General features: G+C 62.3%; 22 protein-coding genes. 16 read left to right on the forward strand and 6 right to left on the reverse strand.

Annotated elements, in window-relative coordinates; translation table 11 throughout:
- Positions 1–80: 80 nt before the first annotated feature.
- From Q9316_RS17045 to Q9316_RS17065, 5 genes are read right to left on the reverse strand one after another with little or no spacing between them, the layout of a single operon-like run.
- Positions 81–488 carry an HNH endonuclease signature motif containing protein gene (locus Q9316_RS17045; RefSeq protein ID WP_306032752.1) on the reverse strand — a complete coding sequence of 136 codons (408 nt, stop codon included), beginning with the start codon at positions 486–488 and terminating at the stop codon, positions 81–83.
- Positions 489–490: 2 nt separating this feature from the next.
- Positions 491–649: a hypothetical protein gene (locus Q9316_RS17050; RefSeq protein WP_306032753.1), complete on the reverse strand. Its 159-nt coding sequence runs from the start codon at positions 647–649 to the stop codon at positions 491–493.
- Positions 650–651: 2 nt separating this feature from the next.
- The gene (locus tag Q9316_RS17055) at positions 652–825 is read right to left on the reverse strand and encodes a hypothetical protein (protein WP_306032754.1); all 174 of its coding nucleotides are present in this window, start codon (positions 823–825) and stop codon (positions 652–654) included.
- Between the two features lie 5 nt (positions 826–830).
- Complete coding sequence (locus tag Q9316_RS17060; RefSeq protein WP_306032755.1) at positions 831–1,046, reverse strand: hypothetical protein; 216 nt, start codon at positions 1,044–1,046, stop codon at positions 831–833.
- Positions 1,047–1,051: 5 nt separating this feature from the next.
- The gene (locus tag Q9316_RS17065; protein WP_306032756.1) at positions 1,052–1,246 is read right to left on the reverse strand and encodes a hypothetical protein; all 195 of its coding nucleotides are present in this window, start codon (positions 1,244–1,246) and stop codon (positions 1,052–1,054) included.
- Positions 1,247–1,474: 228 nt separating this feature from the next.
- On the opposite strand from Q9316_RS17065, the gene Q9316_RS17070 reads away from it, so the two are divergent.
- A complete protein-coding gene (locus tag Q9316_RS17070) occupies positions 1,475–1,720 on the forward strand; it encodes a hypothetical protein (protein ID WP_306032757.1) in 246 nt (81 codons plus the stop codon).
- On the opposite strand, the gene Q9316_RS17075 is transcribed toward Q9316_RS17070, so the two are convergent.
- Entirely contained in the window at positions 1,717–2,436 is a 720-nt protein-coding gene (locus tag Q9316_RS17075) for an XRE family transcriptional regulator (protein ID WP_306032758.1), read from the reverse strand. The genes Q9316_RS17070 and Q9316_RS17075 overlap by 4 nt on opposite strands.
- Positions 2,437–2,519: 83 nt before the next feature.
- Between Q9316_RS17075 and Q9316_RS17080 the strand changes: the two genes are divergently transcribed.
- The 15 genes from Q9316_RS17080 (at position 2,520) to Q9316_RS17150 (ending at position 17,251) form a co-directional block, all read left to right on the forward strand.
- Positions 2,520–2,723, forward strand: coding sequence for a transcriptional regulator (locus Q9316_RS17080; protein WP_306032759.1), 204 nt, complete (start codon positions 2,520–2,522; stop codon positions 2,721–2,723).
- Positions 2,724–2,966: 243 nt separating this feature from the next.
- A complete protein-coding gene (locus Q9316_RS17085; protein ID WP_306032760.1) occupies positions 2,967–3,404 on the forward strand; it encodes a hypothetical protein in 438 nt (145 codons plus the stop codon).
- Positions 3,404–3,616 (forward strand): hypothetical protein, encoded by a 213-nt coding sequence (locus Q9316_RS17090; RefSeq protein ID WP_306032761.1) that lies wholly within the window; start codon positions 3,404–3,406, stop codon positions 3,614–3,616. Before Q9316_RS17085 ends, Q9316_RS17090 begins: the two co-directional genes overlap by 1 nt.
- Complete coding sequence (locus tag Q9316_RS17095; protein ID WP_306032762.1) at positions 3,616–3,825, forward strand: hypothetical protein; 210 nt, start codon at positions 3,616–3,618, stop codon at positions 3,823–3,825. Before Q9316_RS17090 ends, Q9316_RS17095 begins: the two co-directional genes overlap by 1 nt.
- Positions 3,825–4,556: a hypothetical protein gene (locus Q9316_RS17100; RefSeq protein ID WP_306032763.1), complete on the forward strand. Its 732-nt coding sequence runs from the start codon at positions 3,825–3,827 to the stop codon at positions 4,554–4,556. The genes Q9316_RS17095 and Q9316_RS17100 overlap by 1 nt, the downstream gene beginning before the upstream one ends.
- Positions 4,557–4,605: 49 nt before the next feature.
- Positions 4,606–6,033 (forward strand): MT-A70 family methyltransferase, encoded by a 1,428-nt coding sequence (locus Q9316_RS17105; RefSeq protein WP_371877933.1) that lies wholly within the window; start codon positions 4,606–4,608, stop codon positions 6,031–6,033.
- On the forward strand, positions 6,030–8,135 hold the full coding sequence (locus Q9316_RS17110) for a DNA cytosine methyltransferase (protein WP_306032764.1): 2,106 nt from the start codon (positions 6,030–6,032) through the stop codon (positions 8,133–8,135). Before Q9316_RS17105 ends, Q9316_RS17110 begins: the two co-directional genes overlap by 4 nt.
- The gene (locus Q9316_RS17115; protein ID WP_306032765.1) at positions 8,132–9,394 is read left to right on the forward strand and encodes a hypothetical protein; all 1,263 of its coding nucleotides are present in this window, start codon (positions 8,132–8,134) and stop codon (positions 9,392–9,394) included. Before Q9316_RS17110 ends, Q9316_RS17115 begins: the two co-directional genes overlap by 4 nt.
- Positions 9,384–10,064, forward strand: a complete 681-nt coding sequence (gene nusG / locus Q9316_RS17120; protein WP_306032766.1) for a transcription termination/antitermination protein NusG — start codon at positions 9,384–9,386, stop codon at positions 10,062–10,064. The genes Q9316_RS17115 and nusG overlap by 11 nt, the downstream gene beginning before the upstream one ends.
- Before the next feature lie 202 nt (positions 10,065–10,266).
- Positions 10,267–11,055 carry a hypothetical protein gene (locus Q9316_RS17125; protein WP_306032767.1) on the forward strand — a complete coding sequence of 263 codons (789 nt, stop codon included), beginning with the start codon at positions 10,267–10,269 and terminating at the stop codon, positions 11,053–11,055.
- 252 nt (positions 11,056–11,307) lie between these two features.
- Positions 11,308–11,964, forward strand: coding sequence for a hypothetical protein (locus tag Q9316_RS17130; protein WP_306032768.1), 657 nt, complete (start codon positions 11,308–11,310; stop codon positions 11,962–11,964).
- Positions 11,957–14,077 carry a terminase gpA endonuclease subunit gene (locus tag Q9316_RS17135; protein ID WP_306032769.1) on the forward strand — a complete coding sequence of 707 codons (2,121 nt, stop codon included), beginning with the start codon at positions 11,957–11,959 and terminating at the stop codon, positions 14,075–14,077. The genes Q9316_RS17130 and Q9316_RS17135 overlap by 8 nt, the downstream gene beginning before the upstream one ends.
- Positions 14,077–14,301, forward strand: coding sequence for a DUF6148 family protein (locus Q9316_RS17140; protein WP_306032770.1), 225 nt, complete (start codon positions 14,077–14,079; stop codon positions 14,299–14,301). Before Q9316_RS17135 ends, Q9316_RS17140 begins: the two co-directional genes overlap by 1 nt.
- Complete coding sequence (locus tag Q9316_RS17145; protein WP_306032771.1) at positions 14,298–15,890, forward strand: phage portal protein; 1,593 nt, start codon at positions 14,298–14,300, stop codon at positions 15,888–15,890. Before Q9316_RS17140 ends, Q9316_RS17145 begins: the two co-directional genes overlap by 4 nt.
- Positions 15,890–17,251 (forward strand): S49 family peptidase, encoded by a 1,362-nt coding sequence (locus Q9316_RS17150; protein ID WP_306032772.1) that lies wholly within the window; start codon positions 15,890–15,892, stop codon positions 17,249–17,251. Before Q9316_RS17145 ends, Q9316_RS17150 begins: the two co-directional genes overlap by 1 nt.
- Positions 17,252–17,254 lie beyond the last annotated feature (3 nt).

A 17,254-nucleotide genomic window follows, 5' to 3' on the forward strand; every position in this document is an offset into this window, starting at 1 on the left:
TGTCGTGGACGATCTCCAGTAGTTCCTCGCGCGGGGCATTGTCGGCGATGCGTCGATACAGATGCTCGACGGCCTCGCCATTATGCAGATATTCCTTGGCCATGCGGCGCACTCCTAAAGGCGGGTCGAGCCGTCAACCGGCGACCTCTTCGCAAACGGGGGGGGGTAGCGGACTGGCGGCGCGCGCGATCGCGCCGGCGCATGTTTTCACGGTGCGTCACAAGCTCGGTGTGTTTCGGGTCCGGATTGACGCAGAGGCGGTTGCGGCACTTGTGATCGAGCTGCTTTTTGCCTGGTATGAAGCCATGTTCGTTGGTCCACATCGCGAGATGCACGGCGACCGTCTGACCGTCGAGCGACATGCGCGGGTAGCCCTTGCCGCGACCGCGCTCTCCTGATGTCGGGCCAGTCCACAGCCAGCAGCCGGTCTTCGCATCGACGACGACGCGGGAAAGGATTTTGGCGCGGATGCGATCACGGCGGCTCATGGTCAAAGCCTTGCAAGGACCAAAAAGGTTGCCGTAAGCGCCATGGCGAGGAACCCGCCGACGATGAGGACAAGGACGATGAGATGGCGCCAGGCGCTTTTGCGCATGCGGAGCGCGTCGGCGTCGTGCTGCGCCATCCAGTCGGCGTGCATATCCTCCATCGTCAGACCCTCGCCTCGACGGCCATCTGGCGCTCGATCTTGACGAGCTGCAGCGTGCAGGCGAGGCCGAAGAGGCCCATGGCGAGGATGCCGACGATGATGATGTATCCGCTGGCGATGTTCGCGCTGCGCTCCAGGATGGACGGCTCACGCGGAATGTAGGGTTGCTTTTCCATTCGCTTCACTCCTTACCGCCGTCGACGAACGTCGAGACGATGCGCTTGCCGGGGTTGCGACGCTTCACATGCAGATTGGCGTCCTCGGCCCTCGCGGCCGAGACGACGTGTTCGGCGCCGCCGGCGAGGCGGACGCGGAAAATGTGATGGATGGCCTTCACCGGCACGGGCGGCCGGCGAAGGTGAAGGCGCTGATCGTAGATGTGATCGGTGAGCGCCATGGCGATCAGGCCGCCTTGCGGCCGGGGCGCACGGAGCGGGCGTTCGCCATCTCGGTTGCGGCCTCGCCATAGATCGAAATTTCGCGCCGCGTGAACTTGAGGCGGATCAGGCGCTCGATCGTGCAGTCGTCGCCGAGTTCACGCATGGCGTTCGCCATCTGGCGAATGCGGGTCTGCTGGGATTTGCTGGGGTGATGCATTGCGGTTCTCCGTTCTGGGGTGAACCGGAGAGGATGGCCGCCGCTGCGCTGGAGGGTGGGGGTGTGAACAGCGGCGGCCTACCCGTCCGGGAGGAACGAAGCAAATGTAGTTTTTACCTACGTAGGCGTCAAGCGGAAATTTGTAGGCAGCCCCTACAGAAAAGACTCGACTCTGATTCGCCTATGAGTCTTTATGACGTGAACGGAATGAGAACAAAGGAGCTATCGATGCTTACGTATTTCGTCGTTCAATCGTTCCAGCGCGGCAACAAGGGTATGCTTGTCCCGGACGCCCCAAAAGAGGCGCGAGATAAAAGACATTGCGAACAACTAGCATTGAGGCTTGCGCAATCTAGCGCCTCAGTGGTGGCATTTTCCCGTTCGGGCGATCCCGAAGTCGGTGCTTGGGACGACGCTGTCATCATTGCGCAGTACGGTGAAGATCCAGCGGATCTCTTGGAAGTTGCGTATTAGCGCGCGTCATATTTTCCAACAACACGATGACAAATAGGCCACTCGTGCCGAAACTCAGCATATTCGCGTGGAGGATTGTACTGCTGGAGTTGCCATTCACGCTCGTTCCAGCCGTTCAACTGCTTCACGATCGCCTCAACGTCGCCGCCGTGCGGTGGAGTGTGATAGAGGATAACGTTGCGCTGGCGCGCGGGTGGAAGGTGCGGGTTTACCAAGGCCATGTCGCCCGGCCAAAAGGCGGGGATCATGGATTCACCAACGATCAGCAACCCATATCCACCCTTTACGTTCTCTAATTCTGCCGGCCGCTTGACGTAGTCGATGGCATCGAACGTGATGATGACGTGACCGTCACCACCCATCGCGCCCGCGTAGAGCGGCATCTTTCCAGTGCCAAGGAGTTCGCGCCCTGGAACCAGCGGTACGACCGGGTATGAAGGTCTTTCGGCCTCGGCCCTTTGTCGGCCACCCGCACTTTTCGGCCTGGCAATCTTGGGTGGCGCCTCACCCTGCCCGTGCAATAGCCAGGCTTCTGTGGTTCCGTAGATTTGCGCCAGCGCAGGTAATTTTTCGAGGTCTGGCCGCGTATCCCCACTTTCCCAAGTCGAGATATTGTTGCGCTTGATCTCGAATTCGGCAGCGACCTGATCCTGCGTCAGGCCTTTGGCATTGCGAGCGTAGCGAAGGCGCGAGCCGAGAGTGTCAAGTTTTTCCATAGCAGAGTTGTAGCTAAAGGCTACCATTGTGCACCTACGTAGGCCATTGACACGTAGCGTAGGCATCAACTACGTTATGTGTCATGATAGAGATTGTTGAGATTGCGGCTGCGAAAGTCGGGGGCGTTGTCGCGCTCTCTCGGGAGCTAGGCATCAAGCATAGCTCTTTCCACTCGTGGCCTCGTGTCCCCGCGGAACGCGTTCTCGAATTCGAGCGTATTACTGGCGTTTCTCGGCACGTGATCCGGCCGGACGTATTTGGCCCAGCGCCGGAGCCCGCCGAATGAACCTCTCCACCCCCATGTGCGTAACGCAGCTCGGCTTGCCGGTCGATCTTGGCTTTCGCACCACCTGGCGCCGGAACGCGGTCCCGAAAGGTGTTGCGTGGCGGACTGTTCCGGCGCCGTTCTTCTTTTCGCCTGCATGCGGGCCTCCGTGAGTTGATGGCTCGACACTAGGCGGCGTCCGCGCGGCCTTCACGGAATCCTTTCAGTCCATTTTTTCCTTGACCGAACCTCAGGGGTGTCTTCGTGCGCTCATTTTCCGACTGCCAATCCATTATCAAGGCCGCGACCGTCTCCGCCTACGAGGCCGTCGGCGGCGTCACCGCGGCGGCCGACATCCTCGGCGTACGTTCGTCAACCCTTACCAAATACGCCTCGCCCGCTGAGGAATGGCAGGCGAGCTTCATCCGGCTCGACCTTGCCGTGCAGCTCGACCGGCAGAGCGCGCATCCGTTTTTATTGAGCGCCATGGACCGGCTGGTGAAGGCGGAGCGCCCGGCGGGGTTCGGCAGCGTCACGGCGAGCGCCATCCTGAAACTGGATGGCGTGCTCGACGACGTGGTGCGCGAGGTCGCGCGCGCGATCGAAGGCGACGACCATATCGACGCTGCCGAGCGCGTCGCCATCCGCAGCAAGATCGTCGCCGCCAAGCAGATCCTCGCACAGCTCGACGCGGTGCTGTGATGGCGGCGCACGACTATTCGGATTCCGAAGAGACCATTCGCCGGATCGAGGCCGTCCTGCCGGAAGAGGACATCAAGGCCCTTTCCGTCCTGCTCACCGCCTCCGCCATCAAGGCGGTCGATAGCGGCATATCCGACACGCGCGCGGTCTCCGGCCTGATCGCCTCGCTCGCCACCGTCCGCAACCAGTTGAAGAGACCGGGGAACCACTGATGATGGTCATCGAGAAACTTTCCGACGCGGCCCGCAAGGTCGTCCGCGACGCCCACGCCGACCCGCACGGCATGGTCCTCGGGTGCGGCGCCCGCTTCCGCGAGGCCTGTACCGCCGGATATCTGGTGCCGGTGCGCGGCGCCATTGACCGATGGCACATCACCGTCAAGGGGCGGGAATACTGCCTCAGGCTGATGAGGGCGCACTGATGACCCTCAGCGTGGAATATGCCGCCGCTACATTGCTTGATGACTTTACATCGCCCTTTGCGGACAGGCGATACAGCCGGTTTGCGATGATATTCCCTCCGCTCGCGGCGAGGGAAGTCCTGGAATTGTCACGCGACATCGCGCTACATGGACTCCGGTCTCCAATCGTATTGCTTGACGATGAAATTCTGGATGGACGCGCTCGCTTTGAGGCCTGCCGTATGGTGGGTATCGATCCAATCTTTGAAACTCACGACGGAGACGACCCGCTCGCGTTCGTCGTGTCGGGCAATCTCCATCGTCGCCATCTGAACGAGAGTCAAAGAGCGATCGTCGCCGCACGATTGGCGAACTGGCCGATGGGGCTTAATCAAACGACCGCCAGACCGGCAAATTTGCCGGTCTGGCGAGTTGCTGAGATGTTCAGGATATCGCCCCGGTCAGTCGCGACGGCAAAGCGTCTCCTGTCGTCACGGAAACCGGCTTTGATCGAGGACGTCAGCAGCGGCGTTCTTTCGTTGCATCGGGCGTCTCGAATGGCGCGCGGCCACGAAGACGTAGACACCGGGTCGCGTCTTCCCAAAAGCCGCATTGCTGGTGCGCCCTTCGCAAGTATTTGCCTGCGAAACATTCCTGATCTCATTCGCGACGCCGAGCGGGAGATAGCGGTCCTTCGCGCCCTTGCGGCGCATGCGCAGGCCGAGGACGCAGATGCATCGTCAGTGACGTGATCTCCGCTGAAGCACTCGCCAAGCTTCTTAACGCCGGGAGCACTAAAAAGTGACGACACTATCGCCGGCGCAATCCTCGATACTTGCCGTCGCCCTCGTGGGCGGCTCTTTCCATTCGCAGGAACCGCGAGATCTCATAAAATGCCGCGCGCTGAACGCCAAGGGGTATCTGCGGCGCGACCCACAGGACGGCTGCCGGTGGTATCCGACAGATCTCGCCGCTTCGCTTGGCCTTGTGCCGGCCGAGGAGAGTGAGGAAAGCCAGTCGCCCGCCGGGTGCGGGCCGCCGGCGCGCCTGCCACACCATCCGTTGGCGGCACTCTTCCCGATGTTCACCGAGGACGAGCTGCAGCGTCTTGCGGACGACATCGCCACGCGCGGACAGGAAGAGCCTGTCTGGCTGCTCGACGGCCATATTCTCGACGGACGAAACCGAGAGGCGGCCTGTGCGCTCATCGGCATCGACGCATGGACGAAGGACTACGAGGGCAAGGACCCGCTCGGCTTCGTCCTGTCGCTGAATCTGCACCGGCGGCATCTTTCGGAAAGCCAGCGGGCAATGGTGGCTGCGAAGGTGGTGGACACATACCAAGGCATGAACCGAAGCACCAGGCACGAAGGCGCCGTCACCGAGCGAGAAGCAGGCCGCCGTTTGTCTATCTCCGAAAGGGCAGTTCGTGCAGCCGTCAAGATCCGCGAAAGGGGCATCGAGCAGCTATCCGACGCCATCCGCGACGGGCGTATCTCGGTCAATGCCGGCGAGGCCATCAGCTTCCTTGAGCGCGAGGCGCAGGAGGAGGTGCTTCGCCTGGAGGAAAAGCAGATCGTCCAGCGTGCTAAGGAGATCCGCGAGAAACGGGCGAAGCTCCGCCACGCCGTGCGCCTCACCCACATGGCGCATGTGGTCGATCGCGGACAGCCGACGGCCGGGCGTGTCGAGACGAAATACCCGGTCATCTACGCCGACCCGCCCTGGCAGTTCGGCGTGCGCAGCGAGGTGACGGGACGCGAGAAGAGCGCCGAGAACCATTATCCCACCATGCCGACGGACGATATCTGCGCGCTGTTCGACGAGATCGGCGATCCGGCCAAGCGCGACGCCGTGCTCTTCCTGTGGGCGACCAACCCCATGCTGCCGGACGCGTTTCGCGTCATGGCGGCGTGGGGCTTCTCCTATGTGCACCACTGGATCTGGGACAAGGAAATCGCCGGCACGGGCTACTGGGGCCGCGACCGTCACGAGCTCCTGCTGATCGGCAAACGGGGACAGCCCGTCGCGCCGCTGCCCGGCACCCAGCCGGAAACCATCTACCGCGAACGCAAGGGGCGCCACAGCGCCAAACCGGACTGGTTCGCCGAACAGATCGAACGCCTCTACCCGGACATGCCGCGGCTGGAGCTGTTCTGCCGCGCGCCGCGTCCCGGCTGGCACGCATGGGGTTACGAGGCGGCGACGCCGGAAAGCGAGACGGCATGAACGCCACCCTTCACGACTGCCTTTCTGCCGTTACGGCAACGCCTCGCCCGGGCCGCCCGCTCATCATCGACAGCTTCGCCGGCGGCGGCGGGGCATCGACCGGCATCGAGATGGCGCTCGGCCGTTCCCCGGATATCGCCATCAACCACAATGCGGCGGCGCTGGCGCTGCACGCGGCGAACCATCCGGAGACGCTGCACCTTTCGGAAAACATCTACCGCGTCGACCCGCTCGACCATGTCGCCGGCAAGCATGTCGGCCTCGCGCACTTCTCGCCCGATTGCTGCCATTTCTCGAAGGCCAAGGGCGGCAAGCCGGTCAAGCGCAACATCCGCGATCTCGCGTGGATCATCGTGCTCTGGGCGGAGCGGGCCAGGCCCGACGTCATCACCATGGAGAACGTCGAGGAATGGAAGGACTGGGGGCCGCTCATGCAGACGGATCGCGGCCTGATGCCCGATCCCGAGCGCCGTGGCGAGACCTTCAAGGCGTGGCTGAAAGCTATGCGCAAGCTCGGATACAAGGTCGAGTGGCGCGAGCTGCGCGCCTGCGACTATGGCGCGCCAACCATCCGCAAGCGCCTGTTCCTGATCGCGCGCCGCGACGACAAGCCGATTGTCTGGCCGGAGGCGACACACGGCCAGCCGGACGATCCGGATGTCATTGCCGGGAAGAAGCTGCCCTGGCGCACGGCGGCCGAATGCATCGACTGGTCGTTGCCGTGCCCGTCGATCTTCGACACGGCCGAGGCGATCATGGTCAAGCACGGATTGCGGGCCATCCGTCCGCTCGCCGGCGCCACCATGGCCCGCGTTGCGCGCGGCATGAAGCGGTACGTGCTCGATGCCGAGCGGCCGTTCATCGTGCAGACTGGCTACGGGGAGCGGACGGGCCAAGCGCCGCGCGCGATGGATATCGACGCGCCGCTCGGAACGGTCGTGGCGGGCGGGATCAAGCATGCCGTCGTCGCGCCTTCAGTCATCCGGTTCAATACGGGCGCGACCGGTCAGGACGCCCGCGAGCCGCTGTCGACGATCACAGCGAACAGCTTCATCAACCGGCCCGGCGGCGCTGCGCCGCTCGGCGTTGTCGCACCGCATCTTATGACGATGCGCAATGCCGGAAAGCCGTTTAACGGCGCGGACGAGCCGACCCATACGATCACGGCGGGCGGGGCGGGCCTGACGCTCGTCGCGCCGGTGCTGACCGCCGCGCAGCACGGCGGTTCCGTTCGCAGCGTCGCGGATCCGCATCATACGATTACCGCCAGCGGCAAGGACCAGAACTCCGTCATCATCCCGACGCTGGTCGGGTGCGGCGGCCGGGCAGGGCAGAGCCGGCCTCGCGGCGGCGGCGAGCCGCTCGCGACGATTACCGCGAAAGCGGACGGCTGCGTTGCCGCGGCGTTCCTTGCGCAGCACAACAACGACAGCCGGCGCATCGGTGGCGTCAATCCGGGCCGCGCGGCGGATGAGCCCATGTCGACGGTAACGCAGGCAGGCAGCCAGCAAGGTGTCGTGTCGGCTTTCGTCTCGCGCCAGTTCGGGACCTCGACCGGGCATCCCATTGACGCGCCAAATGGCACGATCACCGCGGATGGTGGTGGGAAGTCCGTTCTCGTTGCACCGTTTCTCCACGCCTATTACGGGGTCGATCAGGACACGCCCGCAAGTGAGCCGATGCATACGCTGACGACGAAGCCGCGCTTCAGCCACGTCGAGGCGGGATGCTCTGCGCCACCCTTCACCGACGATCAGGCCGACCGTGCGCGCGAGGTCGCGGCGTTCCTGCGCGCGCACGGGTTCTGGGATGAGCGGGAATTCGTGACGATCGTCATCGGCGGCGAGACCTTCGTCATCGTCGATATCGGCATGCGCATGCTGACGCCGCGCGAGCTCTATAACGCGCAGGGCTTCCCGGCCGACTACGTGATCGACGGTGGCTGGGCAATCGACGAGGTCAGCGGCGAGCCAGTGTGGACGGCGTTCCCGAAGTCCGTGCAGGTCTCCTGCGTCGGCAACAGCGTCTCGCCGCCCGTCATGGCGGCATTGATCTCGGCGAACTGCCCGGACCTTGCAGAGTTCAGGGAGGCTGCGGAGTGAGCGACGCGCGCTTTTCCATCATTCCAGGCTGGATCGTAACCGATCCGCGTCTCAAGGGCCGCGACCTTCAGGTGCTTTGCCTTCTCGGCCGCCACACGAGCAGTAAGCACGGCTGGTGCCGCCGTTCGCAGGTCAAGATGGCCGAGGAGCTTTCCCTTGCGCGCTCGACCGTGCAGGCCTCGATCGACCGCCTCGTCGAGATCGGCGGCGTGGAGCGGCGCGTCGTTGTTAGCGAAAGCGGACGGGACAGTGCTCACTGGTATCGCGTGGTCTATGACCGCGAGGTTTCGAGCAATGCGATTGCTGCATGGGACGCCGATGACGAGAAGGAATTCGGTCCTATTGACGATGCCGATAGCGGCTCTACCCCCTGCCGGCATGTCGGCACCCCTGCCGGTATATCGGCACCCCCTGCCGACTCTGGACCGGCACCCCCTGCCGACTCTGGACCGGCACCTATTAACGACTCTACCTTAACGGCTTCTGATCTTCCGAGAGAGAGAGCGCAAGCGCGCGAAGAAGGGGAAGAGGAAGAAAGTCCCAAGGCGCTTGAGCGCCGTTTTCGGCAGTGGTGGTCGAAATGGCCAAGCTTCGAGGACGACGACGAGCACCGGACCCGCAATGCCTGGCTCGCCCTCTCTCCGCAGCAGCGACGGGATTGCGAGGAGAAGACGCAAATCTGGCTTGAACGGGTGTACGGGAAGAACGGGCTTTCCCGTACCAAGGTCAAAAAGTCCTCGACCTACCTGGCACAGCGCATGTGGGAACGTCTTCCGGAAACTGTGGTGCAGGCAGCTACGCAGGCGACGGAGCGGTACAAGCTCTTCAGCAAGGAATATCAGGCTCTGTGCCTAGCCATTCTGCTCGGGCCGGAAAGCCCGCTACCCCGCATGCCGTCAACGTTGGAAGCCATGGTGAAAGCCGGAGGGCCGGTGGCCGACCGGGAGCGCAAGGAGCATCGCCGTCGGCATGCATGGCCGAAGGTGAACAGCCTCTACGCCGATCGCCGAGGCGCGCTTGTGCCGGCGGACATAGCCGCATCCGCGGAAGACTTCCGCAGTTATCACGCCGCATCGCCTACGGTTGTGGCTTGGCGCGCGGTCTACGACGAAATGGGCTGGCCGTTCCCGCCTGTTGGCTCTGACGGATGGATTTGCTTCCCGAATATGGGCGGCGACTCGGTGGAAGCGGCATTGGTGGCGCTGGAGAGTTTCAGGGAACGTTTGAGCGAGGTCCGAGGCGATGAACATGCAGCATAAACGGTCGCAGTTCAGGTCTGCCGGAGCAATCGAGATTCGGGAGTTCTGCGACTTCAAGCAAGACAAGGCGATCCGGGAACGTCGCATGTTTATCGATCAGCTCTCCATGGCCTCCAGAGGTACAACAGAGCGAATCGCCTGCGACTATCCCGAGATGAAGCCCGGTTGGTATTGCCTCAGGGTCATGACCGGATGTGAAACGGCTGTGGAAAACAGGCTGGAGCGTAGCGATGTGGAGGCGCTCGTTGTCCGGTGCAAACCCTATCGAATCGTGCGCCGTGGCCGGATCAGGAACATCTCGGCAAGACCGGTAATCGCTGGATATGTCCTCGTTAGGTGCCTTCCTCTGCCGACCGCTATCGCCGGTTTGTTGGCGGTCGATAGCGTCATCGGCATCGTTGGCGATCCGATGAGACCGTTCCGCGTCGCTGACGAAGAGGTATCACGTTTCAAGGACTTCGCCGATGCCGGACGCTACGAACATCGCGAGGCGGTGAAGACAAAGTTCGGCATCGGGGAAGAGGTGCGGGTATGCGATGGGCCCTTTGCATCGTTCAATGCAATCGTCGCTGCGGTGGATATGGAGAAGTTCAGAGTATCGGTGGAGGTCAACATCTTCGGGCGGGAAACACCCGTCGAATTGGATATTGCGCAAATCGAAAAAGTGTGAGTAAGAATACTCCACGGAAGATCCTGGATCCCATGTGTGGGCTTTAGAGTTGATGGCCAGACCATCAGCGAACGGGCGTAGACCCGGAGCTGCTTACCGGCAGGACCCTCCCCTGACAGCCTCGCTTGAGAGGCATCGATTCAGGGCCGGTGCTACCGCTATGTCATATGACACCAGAGGCGACCAATAGGTCGCCTTTTGCATGTCTATTGGTATGGACTTCGCATTCCAGAGCAACATTGCCGAGTGGACGAAGAACCTGGAGGACATCTACCGTCGCCAGATCCCATTCGCGACCGCGCAGGCGCTGAACGATACGGTTGAAGATCTGCGCGACTATCACCGTGCTGTTCTCCCGATCGTCTTTGATCGGCCCACACGCTATACGCTCAACAGCCTGCGGGTGCTCAAAGCCAGTACACGCCGTGACCTTGCTGCCGGCATCTACTTCAAGGAGAGCAACCGCAAGGGCGGGCACTATCTCCTGCCGCAGGTCGAGGGGGGTGCGAGACCGCATAAACCGTTCGAGCGTTGGCTGATCCAGCGTGGCATCATGGCATCGAACGAATACGCGGTTCCGGCGTCTGGCCTGAAGCTCAATGCATACGGCAACGTCTCCGCCGGGGTTTTCACCAGCATACTGTCGCAACTGTTCGCGACGTCCGATGCGCACCAATGGGAAACAGCGCGCTCACGGAAGAGAGCAGGCCCATCCCGCAATCGGTACTTTGTTCCTCAACCGGGAAGTTCGTTGAGGCGCGGAATCTGGCGACGCAAAGGCAAGAAAGCCATCGAGCCCGTCTTCGTCTTCGTTTCGGCCGTGACCTATCAGGCACGCTACCAGTTCTACGAGATCAGCGCGGAGCGCGCGCGACAGTGGTTCCCCATGAACTTCGAGCGCCGCCTGCTTGCTGGCATTGAAGACCAGCGATCGTACAGATTGAGCCAGGGAATGACCGCACCTGCCTCCGGCTGGTCCATGCCCAGGTGAGAGTAGAATTTTCGTAGAGGCTAACCTCGTGTCCTTCGCCACGAAAATCGGGCGGACCGGAAAATTGGAAAAGTTATAGGGGCTAACCCTCTGCCCTGCTCGAAAAAACGGGGTCGGACGGCGGCCGGGCCACCCCTCTCGGGTCCTTCCAGCGGTCGACGGTCCCGCGAGGTGGTTCGAACCCCGATTTGATCCGCTATCTCGCCGCGCGGACGCGTTCCTTTTGCCATTGTTGTTGTTGCCACTAGAGACATGACAGACGACATCAGCCAGATGACCGAAACCCAAATCGAAGCCCTCGTGGAGCGATACCCGCTGCCCGAGGGTGTCGTGGATTGCGTCATGACGCGCGAAGAGCTTGCCGATGCGGTCGCCGTTTCCCTGCCGACTATTACCGAATGGATCGGGCGGGGAATGCCGGTGCGAGAAATGGGCGGTCAGGGGAAGCCTTATCAGCTGGTGCTGTCGCACTGCTGGGCATGGCGTCAGGCCTGGAAGGCACAGGAGGATCTGCGTTCCGATCAGGTCAAGCGCGCACAGGCGGCGATGCGCCTGGCACTGGTCGGCGGATCGGCCGGCGAAAGTCTGGAGGCGCTTGATCCGAAGACGCGTCGCGAGATTCTCGCCGTCCAGATCGAGCAGGAGCGCTTCCAGCGCGAACGAAATGAGTTGCTGCGCCGTGCCGATGTTGCCGAAGCGTTCGACACGCTCCTGGGAATGGTGCGCGACACCATGGAAAGCGCTCCGGACCGCATCGAGCGGCGAGAGGCGATCCCGGCAAAGGTGACCGACCAGCTCGTCGAGATCTGCGATGATCTGGTCGGCGAACTGCGGCGCCGGATCGAAGACTTCTGGTCGAAGCGGCCCGTAGCGTCGGCACACCAGGCGAGGGACCTGTTCGATGCATAGCGTTCCCGCTTGGGTGCGGTTTCTTCCATCGTCGCCGCCTCCTAACTTTGCCGATCCGGGCAACGTTATCATGGAGCGGCTCGGCGTCCTTCGACCGGCTCGCCGCATCGACGTGCCAACCTGGGCCGAGAGCAGCCGCTACCTCTCGACCAAAGACTACCAGGGTCTCTGGCGCAACGATTTCGCTCCCTACATGACAGAGCCGTCGCGTATGGCCACGTCGCGAAAATACAGCGCGGTTGTATTCGCCGGTCCAGCGCGAACCTCGAAGTCGGAGAGCCTTGTTCTCAACGGTATCGGTCATCGTATCGAATGCGCGCCGGCGGATACGCTTGTCGTATGCCAGACGAAGGACAGCGCGACTTCATTCTCCGAAAAGAAGCTGGCGCCGATGCTGCGGGCGAACAAGGATCTGGCCGCCAAGCAACTGTCGGTTCGGGGTGCTGACAACATCCACAAAAAGAAGTTCCAGGGCAACATGGACCTGGTTATTGGCTGGCCCGTCATCGGGTTCTTCAGTCAGAACGAATACACGTTCGTCGTCCTGACGGACCGTGACCGCATGCCTGACGACATCGATGGTGAGGGTGATCCCCTGACGCTGGCGAAGAAGCGGACCCAGCAGGCCGGCTCACTCGGGATGGTCGTCGAGGAAAGCTCACCTGGCCGCGTCATTGAGCAGGATGATTGGACGCCCCAAACCCTGCATGAGGCGCCACCATGCTCGGGGCTTCTCGGCGACTACAATCTTGGAACGCGCGGAGCATTCTACTGGCATTGCCCATCGTGCGGCGATCCGTTTCGTCCGGAATTCGAGCGGCTGCAGTGGGAAACAAAAGCGACGCCGGGTGAGAGCGCCCGGACGGTAGAAATGGTGTGCCCAAACGGGTGCTGCATCTCGCAGGGGCACAAATACGAATGCAATCGGGCAGGCATATGGCTGCACGAGACGAACGATGGAAAGAGCGTTTGCGAGATCGATGACCGCAACATTCGAGACACCGACGTCGTCTCGTATCGCTGCGAAGGACCGATCGCGGCCATGCAGAGTTGGGAGCAGCTAGTTTCACGATACCTGCAAGCCAAGGAGACGTTCGAAACCACGGGCGATGACAACGCCTTGAAGGCGACGATCACGCTGGACCAGGGCCGCCCCTACCTGCCCGTTGTGCGTTCCATCGGTGATTCCCTGTCGGAGGACACGCTGAAAGCCCTGGCCGAACGCTACCCGCTCAAGGTCGCCTCGCCCCAGACGAGGTTCATCACGGTGCAGGTCGACATCCAGATCAACCGGTTTGTCGTGCAGGTCGATTCCTGGGGTGAAGGGTTGGAGCGCTGGATGATCGACCGCTTCGACATTGCGCAGCCTCCTGCAACCGCGCCCGGCGCAGAACGTGACGAGAAGGGCAATGCGCGTCGTGCAATCGATCCCGCACGCTACTTCGAGGATTGGGATGCTCTTCGGGATCTACTGCATCGCGCCTATCCAGTCGCCGGCACGGAGTTTGCGCTCATGCCTGTCGCGATGATCATCGACTCCGGTGGGCGGCCCGGCGTCACCCCGAACGCATATCGCTTCCTTCGTTGGGCAAACAAGCATGGACTCGGGCAGCGCGTCTATCTGGCAAAGGGCAGCTCGCGTCTCAACGATCGCGCCCGTCACATGGAGCCGGAGAAGGTGCTCCAGCAGAAAGGGCGCAAGGTCAGCGACATTAAGCTCGTCTTCATCAACACCGACAAGCTGAAAGACGAGATTGTCGTCGGCCTTACGCGCAAGGAAGCGGGTCCGGGCAAGTTTCACCTCAGTGAACTTCTTCCGGCACAGGTGTTCAGCGAACTAGCATCCGAGGTTCGCACCGACAGCGGGTGGGAACGGCGCAAGAGCGGTTCTCCCAACGAGGCATTCGACCTTTCCGTCTACGGCAAGGCTTTGGTGATCATCCTCAAGGGCGAAAGCATCGACTGGAGCAACGGTCCGAGGCTTCCCCATTGGGCTCGCCCGGCGAACGAAAACAGCTTCGCCGTTCGCCAGAAGGGCAGCGAAGAACCGGATCAACTGATCCATCCCCCGCCGGTCCGTCGCCGGCGCGTCCTCTCGCAAGGTATTCGTTGATGGCTGGAATCACTCTCGACCAGGCCCAGGCGCAGCTAGATTTGTGGCTTTCGGCCAATTCGGCCGTTGCACGCAAGCAGTCCTACTCCATCGCCGGGCGCTCTCTCACGCTCGCGGACGCGGCCGACATACAATCCAATATCGAATACTGGAACGCGATGGTGCAAAAGCTGTCGGCATCGATCTCGGGGCGTGGGCGGATTCGCTACGGGGTGGCCGAATGAAAACGCCCCGGTTTCCGCAGAACGGTCGCAAGGTCGGTGGTCCGCACATGACTTTGCTCGACCGCGCCATTGCAGTTTTCGACCCGGTCCGCGCCGTGCGTCGCTATCAGGCACGATCCGTTCTGGCTCTTGCCAGCGGCGGATACAAGGGCGGCAAGAAGACCCGCCGACAGACGGCAAACTGGGATGTTGACGGCGGAAGCGCCAACAGCGACACCGTATTCGACCTAACGACGCTGCGGGCGCGTGCGCGCGATCTGCGGCGTAACGTCCCGATCGCCACCGGCGCCATAGCCACGCGCATTACAAACGTGGTCGGGGAAGGCCTCCAGGTCTATCCGCAGGTGGACAGGAAGGCGCTTGGGCTGTCGGTCCGGGAGGCCCGAGAGTGGAACCGCGCGGCAAAGGCGGAGTTCGAGCTGGCTGCATGGACGGCGGACTTCACGGGCGTCCAAAGCTTTGAGGAGCTTCAGGCGCTTGTCATGGGGTCTACGGACGAGTCCGGCGACGTCTTTGCGATCCGCCGCTGGAGAAAAGATCCGGGAGACACGTACGGCACCAAGCTTCAGATCGTCGAGGCGGATCGGGTATCCAATCCGAACTTCGGCATGGATACCGACACACTGGTCGCTGGTGTCGAAACGAACGGCGATGGCGTTGTTAGGGCCTACCATGTGAGTGACCGTCATCCAGGCGACATGTTTCGCAAGTCTCTCAACTGGCGGCGCGTGCCTGCCTTTTACAACGACGGCCGCCCCATCGTCCTTCACATGTTCAAGCGTCTGCGGCCGGACCAGGCACGCGGGGTGCCTTATCTCGCCCCGGTGATCGAAATACTCAAGCAGTTCGGCGAATATACCGACGCCGAGGTGCAGGCGGCCGTGATCTCCGCCTTCTTCACCGTCTTCGTGAAGGGCTCGCCCGATGCCTCGACGGGGCCGCTTCCCTCGTCGGACAACAATCCGGTTTCCGGTTTTGATGAGGTCAAACTCGGCGCCGGCGCAATCGTCGGGCTTGCCGAGGGTGAAGACATCTCGATCGCCAACCCCAACAGGCCGAACCCCAACTTTGACGCCTTTGCGATGGCGTTGCTTCGGCAGATCGGAGTTGCGCTTGAAATGCCGGTCGAGCTGCTCATCAAGCACTTCATGGCGAGCTATTCGGCAAGTCGCGCCGCGCTGGAAATCGCATGGCAGACCTTTCGGCGGGAGCGCGCCTGGCTGGTGAAAGGCTTCTGCCAGCCGTTCTACGAGTGGGTGATCGAAGAGGCGGTTCTTATCGGACGCCTCGAAGCGAAGGGCTTTTTTGACGATCCCGCCCGCCGGTCGGCATGGCTCAAGGCCAATTGGTATGGCCCGACGAAAGTCACGCTCGATCCCAAAAAGGACGCTGAGGCGGATACGCTCGACATCGGCAACGGTACGAAGACGCGCCAGCAGATCATTCAGGAGCGCACGGGCGGTGACGTGGAGAGCAAGTACGAACAGCTCGGCTACGAGCGCGAGCTTGCCGAGGATGCTGGCCTTTCGACCGCGCCTGCATCATCCGCAGTGTCTGATCCGAAAAGTGACAACGAGGAGAATGAATAATGAACCCGATGACACTTTCGCTGATCCAGGGCTTCATGCAACAGATTGGCGGCGGCGGACAGGACGGCCTTTCTCCCTGGGCAATCCGGGGCGATGCAATCGCCGCTTCGCTACAGACCGTCCGCGCGATCCGCCAGTCGCCGCAGGCGTCTACTGAGGTCGGCGCGGGCTCCCTAACTGTGAACCGCCGCGGCGCTTCCCTCGGAAACGGGTCGTTCGCGACCCGCATCGGCAATATCGCCATCGTTCCTGTCATCGGCCCACTGGTCTCGCGGTTCAGCTGGCAATATTGGTCCTATGACGAGATCGTGCGTGACCTTCGGCTTGCGGAATCGACGGCGGGAATCGAGGGCGTGATCCTCGATATGGATACGCCCGGCGGCATGGTCGACAATGTCGACGCCGTCCCTGCCGAAATCGCGCGCCTGCGCGAAAAGATGCCGGTCTTCGCTCATGCGAATTTCTGCTGCAGCGCCGGATACTGGATTGCCTCTGCCGCCGAGAAAATCATTGCCAGCAAGACCGGGCTTGTCGGTTCGGTCGGCGCGCTAATCCGGTACGTCGAGATGGAAGGCATCCTGACGCGGCTCGGCGCTAACGTGGTCGAGGTCATTGCCGAGCAAAGTCCGAACAAGCGACTTTCGCGCGATACGGACGAGGGACGCGCTGAATTGCAGGCCATCGCAGACGACGGCGCCGAACTGTTCATACAGGGCATCGTCGAAAATCGCGGCGTGACGCGAGAAACCATTCTGGAAAACTACGGGAAAGGCCTGGTTTTCACCGCGGGCGAAGCCATGCGTCGCGGCCTCGTCGACCAGATCGGATCGCTTGAAGAAGTTCTGACGGAAATGGCGGTCCGTCAGGAAAGTGCAAGCCTCGCGGGGCCCGCCACCGCGAAATCCGGAACCGAAAAGGAATCCACCATGCTGACACTTGAGACTTTGAAGGCGGAGCATCCGGATCTCGTTTCCGCCATTCGCGCAGAAGGTGCCGCCGATGCGGCACAGGCCGAGCGTGAACGGTTGATCGGGATCGACCAGCAGGCCGCCGGCCTTACCGGTCACGACGACCTCGTCGGCCGCCTGAAGGCCGACGGCAAGACGACCCCTGCGGAAGCCGCCCTGCAGCTCCTGGCCGCCGAGAAGACGAAGAACGCCGAGCGTCTCACCGGGCTGCAGCAGCTGGACGCCGCCGCAGCCGGCGTGCAGAGCCTGCCTTCGGCTGGCGACGGTTCGATCCAGCAGTTCGCCAAGACGCCCGACGGCTGGAAGGCCGAATGGGAGGCGACGCCGAAGCTGCAGGAAGACTTCCCGACCGCCGACTCTTACGTCGCAACGATGAAGCGTAAGGCCGCCTGACGG

The sequence above is a fragment of the Shinella zoogloeoides genome (assembly GCF_030733845.1).
GTDB lineage: Bacteria > Pseudomonadota > Alphaproteobacteria > Rhizobiales > Rhizobiaceae > Shinella > Shinella zoogloeoides_C.

What these genes read in the sequence shown, in the direction of transcription:
- Q9316_RS17045 (WP_306032752.1), bottom strand. Translation starts at nt 488, where the DNA reads ATGAGCCGCCGTGATCGCATCCGCGCCAAAATCCTTTCCCGCGTCGTC.
- Q9316_RS17050 (WP_306032753.1), bottom strand. Translation starts at nt 649, where the DNA reads ATGGAGGATATGCACGCCGACTGGATGGCGCAGCACGACGCCGACGCG.
- Q9316_RS17055 (WP_306032754.1), bottom strand. Translation starts at nt 825, where the DNA reads ATGGAAAAGCAACCCTACATTCCGCGTGAGCCGTCCATCCTGGAGCGC.
- Q9316_RS17060 (WP_306032755.1), bottom strand. Translation starts at nt 1,046, where the DNA reads ATGGCGCTCACCGATCACATCTACGATCAGCGCCTTCACCTTCGCCGG.
- Q9316_RS17065 (WP_306032756.1), bottom strand. Translation starts at nt 1,246, where the DNA reads ATGCATCACCCCAGCAAATCCCAGCAGACCCGCATTCGCCAGATGGCG.
- Q9316_RS17070 (WP_306032757.1), top strand. Translation starts at nt 1,475, where the DNA reads ATGCTTACGTATTTCGTCGTTCAATCGTTCCAGCGCGGCAACAAGGGT.
- Q9316_RS17075 (WP_306032758.1), bottom strand. Translation starts at nt 2,436, where the DNA reads ATGGAAAAACTTGACACTCTCGGCTCGCGCCTTCGCTACGCTCGCAAT.
- Q9316_RS17080 (WP_306032759.1), top strand. Translation starts at nt 2,520, where the DNA reads ATGATAGAGATTGTTGAGATTGCGGCTGCGAAAGTCGGGGGCGTTGTC.
- Q9316_RS17090 (WP_306032761.1), top strand. Translation starts at nt 3,404, where the DNA reads ATGGCGGCGCACGACTATTCGGATTCCGAAGAGACCATTCGCCGGATC.
- Q9316_RS17095 (WP_306032762.1), top strand. Translation starts at nt 3,616, where the DNA reads ATGATGGTCATCGAGAAACTTTCCGACGCGGCCCGCAAGGTCGTCCGC.
- Q9316_RS17100 (WP_306032763.1), top strand. Translation starts at nt 3,825, where the DNA reads ATGACCCTCAGCGTGGAATATGCCGCCGCTACATTGCTTGATGACTTT.
- Q9316_RS17110 (WP_306032764.1), top strand. Translation starts at nt 6,030, where the DNA reads ATGAACGCCACCCTTCACGACTGCCTTTCTGCCGTTACGGCAACGCCT.
- nusG (WP_306032766.1), top strand. Translation starts at nt 9,384, where the DNA reads ATGCAGCATAAACGGTCGCAGTTCAGGTCTGCCGGAGCAATCGAGATT.
- Q9316_RS17125 (WP_306032767.1), top strand. Translation starts at nt 10,267, where the DNA reads ATGTCTATTGGTATGGACTTCGCATTCCAGAGCAACATTGCCGAGTGG.
- Q9316_RS17130 (WP_306032768.1), top strand. Translation starts at nt 11,308, where the DNA reads ATGACAGACGACATCAGCCAGATGACCGAAACCCAAATCGAAGCCCTC.
- Q9316_RS17135 (WP_306032769.1), top strand. Translation starts at nt 11,957, where the DNA reads ATGCATAGCGTTCCCGCTTGGGTGCGGTTTCTTCCATCGTCGCCGCCT.
- Q9316_RS17140 (WP_306032770.1), top strand. Translation starts at nt 14,077, where the DNA reads ATGGCTGGAATCACTCTCGACCAGGCCCAGGCGCAGCTAGATTTGTGG.
- Q9316_RS17145 (WP_306032771.1), top strand. Translation starts at nt 14,298, where the DNA reads ATGAAAACGCCCCGGTTTCCGCAGAACGGTCGCAAGGTCGGTGGTCCG.
- Q9316_RS17150 (WP_306032772.1), top strand. Translation starts at nt 15,890, where the DNA reads ATGAACCCGATGACACTTTCGCTGATCCAGGGCTTCATGCAACAGATT.